Annotated in this window: 11 protein-coding genes and 1 pseudogene; 5 read left to right on the top strand and 7 right to left on the bottom strand. The window is 72.2% G+C overall.

Annotated features, from left to right (window positions below):
- The 3 genes and pseudogenes from ABZV94_RS35020 to ABZV94_RS35010 form a co-directional block, all read left to right on the top strand.
- Positions 1 to 328 (top strand): annotated as a pseudogene (locus tag ABZV94_RS35020) (hypothetical protein); the annotation flags it as partial.
- 227 nt (positions 329 to 555) lie between these two features.
- Entirely contained in the window at positions 556 to 4,812 is a 4,257-nt protein-coding gene (locus ABZV94_RS35015; protein ID WP_356347807.1) for a HAMP domain-containing protein, read from the top strand.
- Positions 4,813 to 4,870: 58 nt separating this feature from the next.
- Positions 4,871 to 7,291: a SpoIIE family protein phosphatase gene (locus ABZV94_RS35010; RefSeq protein ID WP_356347805.1), complete on the top strand. Its 2,421-nt coding sequence runs from the start codon at positions 4,871 to 4,873 to the stop codon at positions 7,289 to 7,291.
- 18 nt (positions 7,292 to 7,309) lie between these two features.
- On the opposite strand, the gene ABZV94_RS35005 is transcribed toward ABZV94_RS35010, so the two are convergent.
- The 7 genes from ABZV94_RS35005 to mgrA form a co-directional block, all read right to left on the bottom strand.
- Positions 7,310 to 7,759: an ATP-binding protein gene (locus tag ABZV94_RS35005; RefSeq protein WP_356347803.1), complete on the bottom strand. Its 450-nt coding sequence runs from the start codon at positions 7,757 to 7,759 to the stop codon at positions 7,310 to 7,312.
- 244 nt (positions 7,760 to 8,003) lie between these two features.
- Positions 8,004 to 8,177, bottom strand: a complete 174-nt coding sequence (locus ABZV94_RS35000) for a CsbD family protein (RefSeq protein WP_356347801.1) — start codon at positions 8,175 to 8,177, stop codon at positions 8,004 to 8,006.
- An 81-nt stretch (positions 8,178 to 8,258) separates the two neighbouring features.
- Positions 8,259 to 8,882 (bottom strand): DedA family protein, encoded by a 624-nt coding sequence (locus ABZV94_RS34995; protein ID WP_356347800.1) that lies wholly within the window; start codon positions 8,880 to 8,882, stop codon positions 8,259 to 8,261.
- 32 nt (positions 8,883 to 8,914) lie between these two features.
- Positions 8,915 to 10,171: a cation:proton antiporter gene (locus tag ABZV94_RS34990; protein ID WP_356347798.1), complete on the bottom strand. Its 1,257-nt coding sequence runs from the start codon at positions 10,169 to 10,171 to the stop codon at positions 8,915 to 8,917.
- A 5-nt stretch (positions 10,172 to 10,176) separates the two neighbouring features.
- Positions 10,177 to 10,662 carry a TrkA C-terminal domain-containing protein gene (locus ABZV94_RS34985; RefSeq protein ID WP_356347796.1) on the bottom strand — a complete coding sequence of 162 codons (486 nt, stop codon included), beginning with the start codon at positions 10,660 to 10,662 and terminating at the stop codon, positions 10,177 to 10,179.
- Positions 10,663 to 10,781: 119 nt separating this feature from the next.
- Entirely contained in the window at positions 10,782 to 10,964 is a 183-nt protein-coding gene (locus tag ABZV94_RS34980) for a hypothetical protein (protein WP_356347793.1), read from the bottom strand.
- Between the two features lie 203 nt (positions 10,965 to 11,167).
- Positions 11,168 to 12,211 carry an L-glyceraldehyde 3-phosphate reductase gene (mgrA, locus tag ABZV94_RS34975; RefSeq protein WP_356347791.1) on the bottom strand — a complete coding sequence of 348 codons (1,044 nt, stop codon included), beginning with the start codon at positions 12,209 to 12,211 and terminating at the stop codon, positions 11,168 to 11,170.
- Positions 12,212 to 12,389: 178 nt separating this feature from the next.
- On the opposite strand from mgrA, the gene proP reads away from it, so the two are divergent.
- Positions 12,390 to 13,934, top strand: a complete 1,545-nt coding sequence (proP, locus tag ABZV94_RS34970; RefSeq protein ID WP_356347789.1) for a glycine betaine/L-proline transporter ProP — start codon at positions 12,390 to 12,392, stop codon at positions 13,932 to 13,934.
- A gap of 145 nt (positions 13,935 to 14,079) precedes the next feature.
- Positions 14,080 to 14,937, top strand: coding sequence for a chitosanase (locus tag ABZV94_RS34965; protein WP_356347787.1), 858 nt, complete (start codon positions 14,080 to 14,082; stop codon positions 14,935 to 14,937).
- Positions 14,938 to 15,171: the final 234 nt, after the last annotated feature.

The raw sequence follows: 15,171 nt of genomic DNA, 5'->3' as shown, positions 1-15,171 counted from the left end.
CGCGACCGATGTGGCGCGGCTCCTCGGCGCCGGCATCGCGACCACGGCCCTGGCCCGGGACGCACTGCCGTACCTCACCGGCGTGGCGGGTCCGCCCGGCAGCGAGGCCGCCGCGACGCTGCTGCGGGAGCGCGACACCGGTGCCGAGGACCTGGACGTCGGGTCCGTCTGGGCCGACGTACTCGCCCGGCGCGGGCCGGTGCTGCTGGAGTTCGTGGTGGACGGCGAGACCCCGCCGGGCTGGTCGGTGGCCGTGGACGCCGCCCGGAATCCCGGTCGCGGCGGCCCCGGCAACCCCTTGGCGAAACTCTCTCGGGTACCCGGGTGACAGCACCTCACACCTGTTGTCGCGAGTGAAAATCGGCGGCTTCCGGAGGTTGGCCGGTTCCTTTGTCCCCACCCGTGAAGGTGGGTTAGCCTGCGGCGTATTTTTCTCATCATGCAAATCCGTGAACTGCGGAAATGCACACACCAACGGCCGGGCGGCGCTGGGCTCTCGGCCGCGGTTCCGAGCCCTCGCCGCGGGGGCTCTTGGGGAGCGGATCGAGGGTGCGCATGGCCGGCAAGGCGACCGGGACGACCGAGGCTGTCCCGGGTGACCACGAACTGAGAATGCTGCTCGCGGGACTGACGGCCGTGCGCGACGGGGACTTCGGCACCCGGCTGCCGGACGACTCCACCGGGCTCATGGGCGACATCGCCACCGTCTTCAACGGCATGGTCGACCAGCTGTCCGTGTTCACCTCCGAAGTGACCCGGGTGGCCCGCGAGGTGGGCACCGAGGGCACCCTCGGCGGCCAGGCGCAGGTGCCGGGCGTCTCCGGCACGTGGGCCGATCTCACCGACTCGGTCAACGCGATGGCGGGCAACCTCACCACACAGGTGCGCGACATCGCGCAGGTCGCCACCGCCGTGGCCAAGGGCGACCTGTCCCAGAAGATCGACGTGCCCGCGCGCGGCGAGATCCTCCAGCTGAAGGAAACCGTCAACACGATGGTGGACCAGCTGTCCGCCTTCGCCGACGAGGTCACCCGGGTCGCCAAGGAGGTCGGCACCGAGGGCCGGCTGGGCGGTCAGGCCCAGGTCCCCGGGGTCGCCGGCGTGTGGCGCGACCTGACGGACTCGGTCAACTTCATGGCCGGGAACCTGACGGCGCAGGTGCGCAACGTGGCCCAGGTCACGACCGCGGTGGCGCAGGGTGATCTGTCGCAGAAGATCACGGTGGACGCGCGGGGCGAGATCCTGGAGCTGAAGAGCACCATCAACACGATGGTGGACCAGCTCTCGGCGTTCGCGGACGAGGTGACCCGCGTGGCCCGTGAGGTGGGCACGGAGGGCCGGCTGGGCGGGCAGGCGGACGTCAAGGGCGTCAAGGGCACCTGGCGGGACCTGACGGACTCGGTCAATTTCATGGCCGGGAACCTGACGGCGCAGGTGCGCAACGTGGCCCAGGTGGCCACCGCGGTGGCGCAGGGTGATCTGTCGCAGAAGATCACGGTGGACGCCCGCGGCGAGATCCTGGAGCTGAAGAACACCATCAACACGATGGTCGACCAGCTCTCCGCGTTCGCCGACGAGGTGACCCGGGTGGCCCGCGAGGTGGGCACCGAGGGCCGCCTCGGCGGTCAGGCGCAGGTGCGCGGGGTCGCCGGCACCTGGAAGGACCTCACCGACAACGTCAACGTGATGGCGTCCAACCTCACCGGCCAGGTCCGCTCCATCGCGCAGGTCGCCACCGCCGTGGCCAAGGGCGACCTCTCCCAGAAGATCACCGTCGAGGCCAAGGGCGAGGTCGCCGCCCTCGCCGACGTCATCAACACCATGGTCGACACCCTGTCGGCGTTCGCCGACGAGGTGACCCGGGTGGCCCGCGAGGTGGGCACCGAGGGCCGCCTCGGCGGTCAGGCGCACGTGCCCCACGTGGCCGGCACCTGGAAGGACCTCACCGACAACGTCAACTCCATGGCGAACAACCTCACCGGCCAGGTCCGCAACATCGCGCTGGTCACCACCGCCGTGGCCAAGGGCGACCTGTCGAAGAAGATCGACGTCGACGCCCGCGGTGAGATCCTGGAGCTGAAGACCACCATCAACACGATGGTCGACCAGCTCTCCGCGTTCGCCGACGAGGTCACGCGCGTGGCCCGCGAGGTGGGCACCGAGGGCCGGCTCGGCGGACAGGCCGAGGTCGAGGGCGTCTCCGGCACCTGGAAGCGGCTCACCGAGAACGTCAACGAACTCGCCGGCAACCTCACCCGGCAGGTACGCGCCATCGCCGACGTCGCCAGCGCCGTCGCCGAGGGCGACCTGACCCGCTCCATCACCGTCGACGCCTCCGGCGAGGTCGCCGACCTCAAGGACAACATCAACTCCATGGTGGAGTCCCTGCGCGAGACCACCCGGGCCAACCAGGAACAGGACTGGCTCAAGACCAACCTGGCCCGCATCTCCGGCCTCATGCAGGGCCACCGCGACCTGCCGGTCGTCGCCGAGCTCATCATGGACGAGCTGGTGCCGCAGGTGTCCGCCCAGTACGGCGCCTTCTACCTCGCCGAGGAGAGCGACTCCGGGCCCGAGCTGCGGCTCGTCGGCTCCTACGGCCGGCCCGAGGACGACACCCGGCCCGTCCGCATCGCGTTCGGCCGCTCCCTCGTCGGCCAGGCCGCGCGCAGCCGCCGTACCATCGCCGTGGACGAGCTGCCGCCCGGATACGTCACCATCTCCTCCGGGCTCGGACAGGTCGAGCCGACCGCGCTGCTGCTGCTGCCGATCGTCTTCGAGGAACAGGTCCTCGGCGTCATCGAGCTGGCCTCCGTGACCCCGTTCACCGCCGTCCAGCGGGACTTCCTCCAGCAGCTCGTGGACACCATCGGGGTCAACGTCAACACCATCGTCGCCAACGCCCGCACCGACGAACTGCTCCAGGAGTCGCAGCGGCTGACCAGTGAACTGCAGTCCCGCTCGGCCGAGTTGCAGGCGCGGCAGGAGGAACTGCAGCGCTCCAACGCCGAACTGGAGGAGAAGGCCTCGCTGCTGGCGGAGCAGAACCGGGACATCGAGGCGAAGAACCTCCAGATCGAACAGGCCCGGCAGGAACTGGAGGCGCGCGCCCAGCAGCTCTCGCTCGCCTCCAAGTACAAGTCCGAGTTCCTCGCCAACATGAGCCACGAGCTGCGCACCCCGCTCAACAGCCTGCTCATCCTCGCCCAGCTGCTGGCCCAGAACCCCTCCCGCAACCTCACCCCGAAGCAGGTCGAGTACGCGGGCATCATCCACTCGGCCGGCTCCGACCTGCTCCAGCTCATCAACGACATCCTGGACCTGTCCAAGGTCGAGGCCGGCAAGATGGACGTCAGCCCCGAGCGGGTACCGCTGCGGCAGCTGATCGACTACGTCGAGGCCACCTTCCGCCCGATGACCTCCCAGAAGAGCCTGGACTTCATCGTCACCACGGCCCCCGGCGCCCCCGCCGACCTGCTCACCGACGACTCCCGGCTCCGGCAGATCCTGCGCAACCTGCTGTCCAACGCGGTGAAGTTCACCGAGCAGGGCGGCGTCGAACTGCGCGTCGAACCGGTCGGCGACGGCGAGGTGCCCGACGGCGTCGTACGCGGCGGCGCGGTCGTCGCCTTCCGGGTGAAGGACACCGGCATCGGCATCCCCGAACAGCAGCTGGAGACCATCTTCGGCGCGTTCCAGCAGGCCGACGGCACCACGAGCCGCAAGTACGGCGGTACCGGGCTCGGCCTGTCCATCACCCGGGAGATCGCCCACCTGCTCGGCGGCGCCGTCACCGTGGACAGCACCCCGGGCAAGGGCAGCACCTTCACCCTCTTCCTGCCCGTGGCCCGGCCGGACTTCGACGAACTCCTGCGCAGTGGCCGCTCCACCCCGAAGGCCGGGCAGGAGGACACGGACCAGCCCGGCGGCCCCGTCCAGCAGCGGCCGCCGGTCCTCGCACGGCGGGAGCGGCCGCGCCGGCTGCTCGTCGTCGAGGAGCGCCCGCGCGGGCTGCTGACGCTCGTCGCCGAGAGCGTCGTGCGTGACCTGGAACCCGGCCGCACCGACGGCGACGGCACGCCCGTCGACATCATCACCGCGGTCGGCGCCCAGGAAGCGGCCGGTGCCCTCGCCGCCGAACCCTGCCACTGCGTCGTCGTGGAACTGGGCATGCCCGACGGGGAGTCGGCCCGCTTCCTGGAGGCGCTGCGCGCCGACGCGGCCCTGACCGGCGTCCCCGTGCTGGTGCACGGCTCGCACCGCACCGAGACCCTCGCCGAGGACACCGCGAGCGGTTCGCTGGAGTACCTGTTCAGCCTGGACGAGCTGCGCGAACGGATCGCGCTGCACCTGTCCGCCGAGGAGCCCGGCGAGGTGCTCACCCTGGTCCGCGGGGACGAGACCCAGCACACCGCGCCCCAGCCGATCGACGAACGCACCCGGGGCCGTACCGTCCTCGTCGTCGACGACGACGCCCGCAACCTGTTCGCGCTCAGCGGCATCCTCGAACTGCACGGCTTCCGCGTCCTGCACGCGGAGAACGGCCGCAAGGGCATCGAGACGCTGCTGAACAACCCGGACGTCGAACTCGTCCTCATGGACGTGATGATGCCCGAGATGGACGGCTACACCGCCACCGCCGAGATCCGCAAGATGCCGCAGTACGCCGACCTGCCGGTCATCGCCGTGACCGCCAAGGCCATGCAGGGCGACCGGGAGAAGAGCCTCGCCTCCGGCGCCAGCGACTACGTCACGAAGCCGGTCGACACCCATGACCTCATCGCCTGTGTCCAGCGCTGGCTCCCCGCATGAGCCCGGCCGGCACGGCACAGCGCGCCCGCCCCACCGCAGGCCGAGGAGTACCGATCCGGTGAACGCGTACGAACCGGGCACGCCGGCAGGCGTGCCCGCCCAGCTCCCCGCCGCCGACGCGGTGTCGTCCGACGTGCCCGCCACCACCCCGGTCGGCCGGCTCGCCGCCACCGTGGAGCGGCTGCGCCGCGAGGTACGCGCGGCGCAGGCCGAGGCGGAGGGCCGGGCGCTGATCGAACTGGCCAAGGGCATCCTGGTCGAACGCCTCGGCTGCGGGCCCGCCCAGGCCGCCCGCCAGCTCGCCGAACTCACCGAGCAGGCGCAGACGACCCCGCTGGAGTTCGCGGTGGAGGTCATCAACCAGGCGGCCCGGGACCGCGTCGCGGAGGTCACCGAGGCGTTCCTGTCCGTCGCCGCGGACCCGTCCGGGCCCGTCGCGGAGTCCGCCGAGTCCGCCGCCGTACGGCTGCGCGCCGCCGAGAGCGGTGTGCTGGCCGCCCACGACACCCAGGCGATGGCCGACTCGCTGCTCGACCACGCGCTGCGCCCGCTGGGCGCGGTGGCCGTCGCCATCTGGGCGGCCGGCTCCGACGGCTCGCTGACCCTCGCGGGCAGCGCCGGTTTCCCGCCCGGGGAAGCGGCCCGCTGGCACTACGTCCCGCCCGACGTGGCCACCGTGGCCCGGCGCGGCCTGACCGAACCCGACGGGCAGTGGCTGCCCTCGCTCGCTGGTTCCGGACTGCCCACGATCGGCCGCCGCGAGTACGCCGACGGCGCCCGGATCGCCGTACCCGCCGGGGCGGGCGGCCGGATCCACGGCGTCCTGGAGATCGCCTGGCCCAAGCCGGAGGAACCGCTGCCGCGCCCCGTCGTCCGGCAGGTGGAGGCCCTCGCCGAGCTGTGCGCGCACTCCCTGGAGACCTTCGTGCCGCCGCCCGGTACCGGACCGGAACCCGGGCTGCTGCCCGACGTGGTCGAGCTGATGGACCTGGCCGACGGGCTGCACGACCCGGCACTGGTGCTCGTGCCGCACCTCGACGACACCGGGCAGCTGGTCGACTTCCGCATCCAGCACGTCAACGGCCGCTTCCTCGACCCGGCGGGCCGGCCCCGGGCCGTCGTGGGCGGTGCCCTGCTGCTGGAGGCCTACCCGATGGCCGCCGGCGACAGCGAACTCTTCCAGCGGGTGGAACGGGTCTACGCCACCGGCGAGCCGTTCCGCGCCCGCCGGATGCGGCTGACCGCGCTGGTCGACCAGGTCCCGCTGTCCGCCGTCGCCGACATCAGCATCAGCCGGCACGGCTCCGGCGTGCTGCTGATCTGGCGCATCGAGGACGAGACCGCGCGGCTGGCCAGCCTGCTCCAGCACGCCCAGCGGCTCGGCCGGATCGGCGGTTTCGAGGAGAACCTGCTCACGGGCGAGATCACCTGGAACGGCCAGCTGTTCAGCCTGTACGGCCGCCCGGCCACGAGCCCCCCGGTCGCGCTCCAGGACCTGCCGGCCCATGCCCACCCCGACGACGCCGTCGTCCTCGGCCGCTTTCTGCGCACCGTGCTGCACCACCGCAGGCCCGCCTCCGCCGCGTTCCGGTTGCTGCGCCCGGACGGCGTGACCCGGCACATCCGGGTGGTGGCCGAGCCCGTCCTCGACACCGGCGGCCAGCTCTTCGGCCTCCGCGGCGCCTACCAGGACATCTCCGCCCAGCACTGGACGGAGGTCGCCCTCGCCGCCACCCGCGACCAGCTGGCCCACACCGAGCAGCAGGCCGTGGAGCGCAACCGGCTCACCCTCCAGCTCCAGCACGCCATCATGCCCCCGGCCCAGGCCCCGCTGCGGGTGCCCGGCCTCCAGGTGGCGGTGCGCTACCGGCCCGCCGAGACCGAGCACCTGGTCGGCGGCGACTGGTACGACGCGGTGGTGCTGCCCTCCGGCCTGGTCCTGCTGTGCGTCGGAGACGTCGCCGGGCACGGCATCGAGGCCGCCACCAGCATGGTCGTCCTGCGCAACGCGCTGCGCGGCCTCGCGGTGACCGGCGCCGGCCCCGCGCAGCTGCTGTCCTGGCTGAACATCGTCGCCCACCACCTGACGGGCGCCGTCACCGCGACCGCCGTGTGCGGCCTGTACGACGGCGAGCGGCGCACCCTGCGCTGGGCGCGGGCGGGCCATCTGCCGCCGGTACTGGTACGGGCGGCGGACGCCACCGCGCTGCCCCCGGTCAAGGGACTGCTGCTGGGCGCCGTCCCGGAGGCCCGCTACGAGGAGACGGAGGTGCAGCTGGCCGCCGGGGACACCCTGCTGATGTACACCGACGGTCTGATCGAACGCCGGGACCGCTCGGTGGAGGAGTCCCTGTCGCACCTGCTCGACACCGCGCGCGCGGCGCCCAGCACCCTGGACCAGCAACTCGACCGGCTGCTCACCTACAGCAGGTCGGACACCGACGACGACACCTGCATCGTCGGCATCAGGGTCGCCTGACGCTCCCGGCCCCGCCGGTCAGCCGGCGGTCGCCGTGCCGAGCGGCACGGTCGCGGTGACCCGCTTGCCGCGGGACAGCCAGGTCACCTCCAGGGCGCGGGAGAGCATCGTCACGAGATGCAGACCGTGGCCGCCGACCCGCCGGGGATCGGGGGGACGCCGCCGCGGCGGCTCCTCGGAGGTGTCCGTGACGGAGATGCGCAGCGCGGTGGAGTCGGGCAGCAGCTCCAGGCGCAGCGCGCACGGGCCGGGCGCGTGCTTGGCCGCGTTGGTGACGAGTTCGCTGACGACGAGCTGGGCATCCTGCAGCGGGCGCCGTCCGGGTGCGGGCCGCGCCCGCGCCAGCAAGGCCGCGACGGCGTCTCTCGCCTCGGCGATGCTGGAGACGCCGGTGTCCCAGGTGCGGCTGTAGCGCAGGGGCGCGGTGCGGTCCTGCGTCGTCGCGTGGGTCCTGAGCGGGATGTCCATACCTCGTTGCCCTTTTCCTCTGGGGTCAGGGGCCCTTCCTGTGCACAGGGGGGTCGTGCCGTCCCTGCTCGGTTACCCACTGGGCCGCCGGTCAAGGGGACGTCCGCGAGGAATCCTCCGGATGCCCACGAACACCTGCTGAGGGGTGGCGCGGGAGGTGCGGGGACACAGCGGAACGGGCCCGGAGGCCCGCTCGCGCGGGGTCTCCGGGCCCGTTCGCGGCCGGATCGCTCTTCGGTTTCTCTCAGTGCTTGAAGACGTCCTTGACCTTCTCCTTGGCCTGCCGGGCGTCGCCCTTGGCGCCCTTCATGCGGCCCTCGGCCTCCACGCTCTCGTTGCCGACGGCGCGGCCCGCGGCCTCCTTGACCTTGCCCTTGGCCTGCTCCGCCTTGGCCTTCGCCTTCTGGTTGCCGGCCATCACGTGTCACATCCCCACATAGACGGGTCTCTGGTCGTCATCCGAATTGCCGCTCTGCCGTCGTCCAAACCAGTGAGCGGGTCAGCGTTCGCCGCGCCGGCGCACGACGTGCCGTACGACGAACGACGCGAGGACGACGGCGACGGCGATGAGGACGTACAGCTGGTAGCGGCGGATCTCGTCGTAGATCGCGGTGATGTGGTTGCCCGCCAGGTAGGCCAGGGTCGTCCACACACCGACCCACAGGGCCGCGCCGAGGGCGTTGAAGGCGAGGAAGCGGCGCCAGTGCATGCCGGTCGTGCCCGCGATGACGCCGTTGGCCTGGCGCAGGCCCTCGACGAACCGGGCCACCGTCACGATCTTGCCGCCGTGCCGGGTGAAGAACGCCTCGGCGGCCTCGAACCGCTTGGGCGTGAGGAAGACGTACTTGCCCCACCGGTGCACGAAGGCCCGGCCGCCGACCCGGCCGATCAGGTAGCCCAGGTTGTCCCCGGCGACGGCCGCGGTGAACGCGATGAGCGCCACGGCCACGACGTTCAGCCGCCCCGTGCCCGCGTACACGCCCGCGGCGAGCAGGATGGTCTCGCCGGGGGCGGGGATGCCGAAGTCCTCGACGAAGACCACCGCCCCCACGGCCCAGTAGCCGTAGTGGCCGAGCAGCGGCTCCAGGTGGGCCAGAGGTCCCGGTAGGGGAGGAGGCGACATGCCTCCACGGTACGCCGGTGCCCGTGCGGTGATCAGGGCCGGCCGGCCGAGGCTCCCTGGTCCTGCTGGTCGTGCTGGTCTCGCGCGGCGGTGTCCGGGGCGGGCTGGGTCTCCGGTGGCGTCCGCCGGTGCCGGCGGCCGGTCAGGCGCCGGGCGAGCGGCTCGGTGTACCGGGCGGTCAGCGGGCCGAGTACGACGAGGAGCAGCACGTAGGCGGTGGCCAGCGGGCCGAGGTCGGAGTCGATGCCGGAGGTGACGGCGAGCCCCGCGATGACGATGGAGAACTCGCCGCGGGCGACCAGGGTGCCGCCGGCCCGCCACCTGCCCCGGGCGGAGATGCCCGCCCGGCGGGCCGCCCAGTAGCCGGTGGCGATCTTGGTGAAGGTGGTGACGACGGCCAGGGCGAGGGCGGGCAGCAGCACCGGCGGGATGCTGGCCGGGTCGGTGTGCAGGCCGAAGAAGACGAAGAACACCGCCGCGAACAGGTCCCGCAGCGGCGCGAGGAGGTGGTGCGCGCCCTCGGCGACCTCCCCGGACAGGGCGATGCCCACCAGGAACGCGCCGACCGCCGCCGAGACCTGGAGCTGCTGCGCGACACCGGCCACCACCAGCGTCAGCCCGAGCACCACCAGCAGCAGCTTCTCGGGGTCGTCGGTGGAGACGAACCGGGAGATGTGCCGGCCGTAGCGGACGGCCACCAGCAGCACCAGGCCCGCCACACCGAGCGCGATGGCCAGCGTGACGCTGCCGGCGGCGAAGCCGGTCCCGGCCAGCAGGGCCGTGACCACGGGCAGGTAGACCGCCATGGAGAGGTCCTCCAGCACCAGGATGCTGAGGATCACCGGCGTCTCCCGGTTGCCGATCCGGCCGAGGTCGCCGAGGACCTTGGCGATGACCCCGGAGGAGGAGATCCAGGTGATGCCGGCCAGGACGACGGCGGCGATCGGACCCCAGCCCAGCAGCAGGGCCATGACGGCGCCGGGCAGGGCGTTGAGGGTGGCGTCGACGAGGCCGGCCGGGTACTGGGTCTTCAGGTTGGAGACCAGGTCGCCGGCCGTGTATTCGAGCCCCAGCATGAGCAGCAGCAGGACCACGCCGATCTCGGCGCCGATCGCGACGAACTCCTCGCTGGTGCCGAGCGGCAGCAGCCCGCCCTCACCGAAGGCCAGCCCGGCCAGCAGGTACAGCGGGATGGGCGAGAACCGCAGGCGGGCGGCGAGCCGGCCGAGCAGCCCGAGACCCAGGATGATCGCGCCGAACTCGATCAGGAAGACCGCGGACGAGTGCATCCGGATCACTCCCGCCCGAGTATCGCGGCGGCGGCGTCGACGCCCTCGCGGGTGCCGATGACGATCAGCGTGTCCCCGCCGGCCAGCCGGAATCCGGGGCCGGGGGAGGGGATCGCCTCGGCGCGGCGCAGGACGGCCACGATGGACACGCCGGTCTCGGTGCGCATCCGGGTCTCGCCGAGCAGCCGTCCGTTCCAGTGGGAGGTCCCGGACAGCTCGATCCGCTCGGCCACCAGGCCCAGTTCGGTGGTGGAGAGCAGGGTGGGGCTGTGGTGGGTCGGCTTGAGGGCGTCGACCAGCGCCTCCGCCTCCTGGCCGGTGAGGTGGACCGACAGGGCGCAGGCGTCCGGATCGTCGCGCCGGTAGGCGCTGAAGGTGCGCGAACCGTCCCGGTGGGCCACCACCGACAGGTGGCGGTGTTCGCGTGTCGTCAGGTCGTACCGGACGCCGATACCCGGCAACGGTGTCCTGCTGGTGCGTGCGGCGCTCATGGTGCCCCCCTGTCCGGCTTGAACGTTTCTTGGTGAAACTTTTGTCCGAACCCTACCTTGGAGCGTGATCGTCCGGGGCGGGGCCGGTGCCGGCCGGGGGGAGCGGGCGGGAAGGGGCGTCAGGGGCCGGAGGTCGCGGCGCCCTGGTCGTCGGCGGGATCCAGCTGGCACAGGTGGCACAGCTCGTGGTCTCCGTCGCGGGTGACGACGGTTCCCCAGCCGAGGCACTGCTCGCAGTCGCGGGCGAGGGTCAGATCGGGGTGGGGAGGCAGGAAGGGGCTGCGGTGGGCTCCGTGCGCCATACGGTGAGCGGCTCCTTGCGGTCGCGGGGCGCGGTGCGCGGGACGGGGCGGACGTGAGGAACGACGTCCATTATGTCCTACTTATTCCCCCATGTCAGTGATGCATGTCATCCGATGTCACCGAAGATGTCATGCAGTGCCACCCGCCACCCGCCACCCGCGGTTCCCGGCCGGGAGGCCCCGGCCGGGAACCGCCCGGCACCTCAGCCGAGGTTGCCCAGCCGGGCGTCGCGCCACAGGTCGACGCCGCCCTCGGTCGCGTACCGGTCGATCTCGGCCAGCTCCTCGTCGCTGAACGACAGGTTCTCCAGCGCGGCCACGTTCTGCTCCAGCTGCTCGACCCGCGAGGCGCCGATCACGAGCGAGGTCACCCGCTCGTCGCGGAGCGCCCAGGCCAGCGCCAGCTGGGCCAGCGTCTGCCCGCGCCGGGCCGCGATGCCGTTCAGCGCACGCAGCCGGTCCCGCAGGTCGTCCGTCAGCCAGGAGGCGTCCAGGGACGTGCCCCGCGCGGCCCGCGAGTCCGCCGGGACGCCGTCCAGGTAGCGGCCGGTGAGCAGGCCCTGGGCGAGTGCCGTGAAGCCGATGACGCCGAAGCCCTCCTCCTGGGCCGCGTCCAGCAGGCCGTCGGTCTCGATCCAGCGGTTGAGCATGCTGTACGACGGCTGGTGGATCAGCAGCGGCGTGCCGAGGTCGCGCAGGATCGCGGCGGCCTGCCGGGTGCGCTCGGCGTCGTAGGAGGAGATGCCGACGTACAGCGCCTTGCCCTGGCGGACGGCGGTGTCGAGCGCGCCCATGGTCTCCTCCAGCGGCGTGCTCGCGTCCAGCCGGTGGGAGTAGAAGATGTCGACGTAGTCCACGCCCATCCGGCCGAGCGACTGGTCCAGCGAGGCCAGCAGGTACTTGCGGGAGCCGCCGCCCTGCCCGTAGGGGCCCGGCCACATGTCCCAGCCGGCCTTCGTGGAGATCACCAGCTCGTCGCGGTAGGGCGCCAGGTCGCGCTTCAGCAGCCGCCCGAAGTTCACCTCCGCCGCGCCGTACGGCGGGCCGTAGTTGTTGGCGAGGTCGTGGTGGGTGATCCCGAGGTCGAAGGCGCGCAGCGCGATCTCGCGCTGGGTCTCGAACGGGCGGTCGTCGCCGAAGTTGTGCCAGTAGCCCAGGGACAGGACCGGCAGGTCCAGTCCGGAACGGCCGGTGCGCCGGTAGCGCATGGTGCCGTCGTAGCGAGCGGGGTCCGCGACGTACGTCATCGGGTCTTCTCCGGGTGGTGCCGTAGGGGTGCCCCCGCGTGTGCGCGCGGGCCCGTCCACCCTGCTCCGCGGCGCCGTGCAAGTCCAACCGCCGGCGCGGATGGGATTGAGCGGTTCCGTTTCTGAATCGCCCACAGGGGCAGGCGGTGATCAAGGGAGCGAGAGGAAGGAGGCGCTCATGAGCGACGGGCGGTCCGGTGGGGAAGGGCAGGACCGGGACAGGCGGCGGGTACCGGGGGCGGTGGCGCGGCTGCCCCGGCAGGTCCGGGAGGAGCTGACCCGCAGGCTGCGCCGCAACCGGGGCGCCTTCCGCGCGGACGACGTGCAGGTCGTCGAGCCCCCGCTGCTCCGGCGCGCCGTCGGCGCCTCCGCGCTCGGCAACTGCATGGAGTGGTTCGACTTCGGCGTCTACAGCTACCTCGCCGCCACCATCGGCAAGGTGTTCTTCCCCGGTGCCTCCCCGGCCGCACAGGTCATCTCCTCGTTCGCGACCTTCGCCGCCGCCTTCGTCGTACGGCCCCTCGGCGGACTGGTGTTCGGCCCGCTCGGTGACCGGATCGGGCGGCAGAAGGTGCTCGCCACCACCATGATCATGATGGCGGTCGGCACCTTCGCCATCGGCGTGATCCCCGGCTACGCCACCATCGGCATCGCGGCACCCGTGCTGCTCCTGCTGGCCCGCATGGTCCAGGGCTTCTCCACCGGCGGCGAGTACGGCGGGGCCACCACCTTCGTCGCGGAGTACTCCCCGGACCGCCGGCGCGGGTACCTCTCCAGCTGGCTGGACTTCGGCACCTTCACCGGCTACGCCCTCGGCTCGGCCCTGGTCACCCTGCTCAACCTGGCCCTGACGGACGACCAGATGCTCTCCTGGGGCTGGCGCGTGCCGTTCCTGATCGCCGGGCCGCTCGGCGTGATCGGCCTCTACATGCGGCTGAAGCTGGAGGAGTCCCCGGCCTTCCAGCAGCAGCTGGACGAGCACGAGAAGACGCTCGCGCAGGAGTCGGCGGGCAGCGAGTTCAAGGACATCGTCAGGAACCACTGGCGGGCCCTGCTGGTCTGCATGGGCCTGGTGCTGCTCTACAACGTCACCAACTACATGGTCACCGGCTATCTGCCGACCTATCAGACCGAGACCCTGCACCGCTCCAGCGGTTCCGCGGACGTCCTGGTGCTCGTCGGGATGGTGTGGATCGTCCTCCTGATCACCTTCCTCGGCCGGCTCAGCGACCGGGTCGGCCGGCGGCCCCTCTACGCCGTCGCCGCCACCGCGATGATCGTGCTCGCCGTCCCGGCCTTCCTGCTCATCAAGGCGCAGGGCACCTGGCCGCCGATCCTCGGGGTGCTGCTCCTGGCCACGCTGCTGGCCTGCTTCGCCGCGCCCAGCGCGGCCACGCTGCCCGCCCTGTTCCCGACCGCCGTCCGCTATGCGGCCATGGGCATCGGATTCAACTTCGCCGTCGCCGCGTTCGGCGGCACCACCCCGCTGGTCACCGCGGCGCTGGTCGACGTCACGGGCGACGACCTCATGCCCGCCTACTACCTGATGCTGGCCGGCGCGATCGGCCTGCTCACCGTCCGGTTCCTCCCCGAGAGCGCCCAGGTCCCGCTCAAGGGCTCCCGGCCGATGGTCGGATCGCAGGAGGAGCGGCGCGAACTCATCGGTGCCTCGCAGGAGTTGTACGACCTCACGCGGGAGCGGGACACGGCGCGGCGCGGCTGAGCCGCCGGCCGCGCCGGGGGCTTGTCCGATCCTACGAACTTCCCGTCTGCCGGGTTACCGGCCCGCGCCACGTTTGATAGGAAACTTTCCTACCAGTAGTCGGTACGGACCAACTACCCACCCCCCACTCCCTTTTGGAGCCCCTGTGGTGTACGCAGACCGCGAAGCGGCAGCCCCCGCGAGCCCTGCCGGCCTCTCCCGCCTCTCCCGCCGGACCGTCGTCGCCGCACTCGGCGCCGTCGCCTCGGGCGCCCTGCTCGGAGTCTCCCGCGCCGGCACCGCCTCGGCCGCGGCGCCGGGACTGGACGACCCGGCGAAGAAGGAGATCGCCATGAAGCTGGTGTCGAGCGCGGAGAACTCCTCGCTCGACTGGAAGGCCCAGTACAAGTACATCGAGGACATCGGCGACGGCCGCGGCTACACGGCCGGCATCATCGGCTTCTGCTCCGGCACCGGCGACATGCTCGACCTCGTCCAGCTCTACGCCGACCGCAAGCCCGGCAACGTCCTGGCCAAGTACCTGCCCGCCCTGCGCAAGGTCAACGGCACCGACTCGCACCAGGGCCTGGACCCCGACTACCCCAGGGACTGGCGCAAGGCCGCCCAGGACACCGCGTTCCAGCAGGCGCAGAACGACGAACGCGACCGCGTCTACTTCAACCCCGCCGTCGCCCAGGGCAGGACGGACGGGCTGCGCGCGCTCGGCCAGTTCATCTACTACGACGCCATCGTCATGCACGGCGACGGCGACGACCCGACCAGCTTCCGCAACATCCGCAAGCGCGCCCTGCGCAGCGCCAAGCCGCCGGCCCAGGGCGGCGACGAGACGGCGTACCTCAACGCCTTCCTGGACGCCCGGGTGTGGGCCATGAAGCAGGAGGAGGCCCACAGCGACACCAGCCGCGTCGACACCGAGCAGCGCGTCTTCCTGCGCAAGGGCAACCTCGACCTGAACACCCCGCTCGACTGGAAGGTCTACGGCGACAGCTACCACATCGGCTGATCCCCGCCGGGAGGCGCGCGGCAGGCCGGCGGGCACGGACTCCGGCACGCGGAGCCCGGTCCGGCGGCCTGACGCGCCGCGACGCGCCGGATCACGGCGAAAGCCGCGGCGGCGGCGGTCCGGGTGACGACCGGCAGAGCCGCCGCGAGCGCGCCCACCGCCAGGGGCACCGCGTGACCGGCCCGGCCCGCCCCTCACCGGCGTGCCGGCACCTGCGGCTCTTCCCGGCCTGGT

This window comes from Streptomyces sp. NPDC004658 (assembly GCF_040609555.1).
GTDB lineage: Bacteria > Actinomycetota > Actinomycetes > Streptomycetales > Streptomycetaceae > Streptomyces.
The sequence above is the reverse complement of the archived record's forward strand: the minus strand, read 5'-3'. Positions and strand labels throughout refer to the sequence as shown.

Bases quoted from the DNA above. Each gene is read 5' to 3' on its own strand.
- ABZV94_RS35015 (WP_356347807.1), top strand. From the start codon at position 556: ATGGCCGGCAAGGCGACCGGGACGACCGAGGCTGTCCCGGGTGACCAC.
- ABZV94_RS35005 (WP_356347803.1), bottom strand. From the start codon at position 7,759: ATGGACATCCCGCTCAGGACCCACGCGACGACGCAGGACCGCACCGCG.
- ABZV94_RS35000 (WP_356347801.1), bottom strand. From the start codon at position 8,177: ATGGCCGGCAACCAGAAGGCGAAGGCCAAGGCGGAGCAGGCCAAGGGC.
- ABZV94_RS34995 (WP_356347800.1), bottom strand. From the start codon at position 8,882: ATGTCGCCTCCTCCCCTACCGGGACCTCTGGCCCACCTGGAGCCGCTG.
- ABZV94_RS34990 (WP_356347798.1), bottom strand. From the start codon at position 10,171: ATGCACTCGTCCGCGGTCTTCCTGATCGAGTTCGGCGCGATCATCCTG.
- ABZV94_RS34985 (WP_356347796.1), bottom strand. From the start codon at position 10,662: ATGAGCGCCGCACGCACCAGCAGGACACCGTTGCCGGGTATCGGCGTC.
- ABZV94_RS34980 (WP_356347793.1), bottom strand. From the start codon at position 10,964: ATGGCGCACGGAGCCCACCGCAGCCCCTTCCTGCCTCCCCACCCCGAT.
- mgrA (WP_356347791.1), bottom strand. From the start codon at position 12,211: ATGACGTACGTCGCGGACCCCGCTCGCTACGACGGCACCATGCGCTAC.
- proP (WP_356347789.1), top strand. From the start codon at position 12,390: ATGAGCGACGGGCGGTCCGGTGGGGAAGGGCAGGACCGGGACAGGCGG.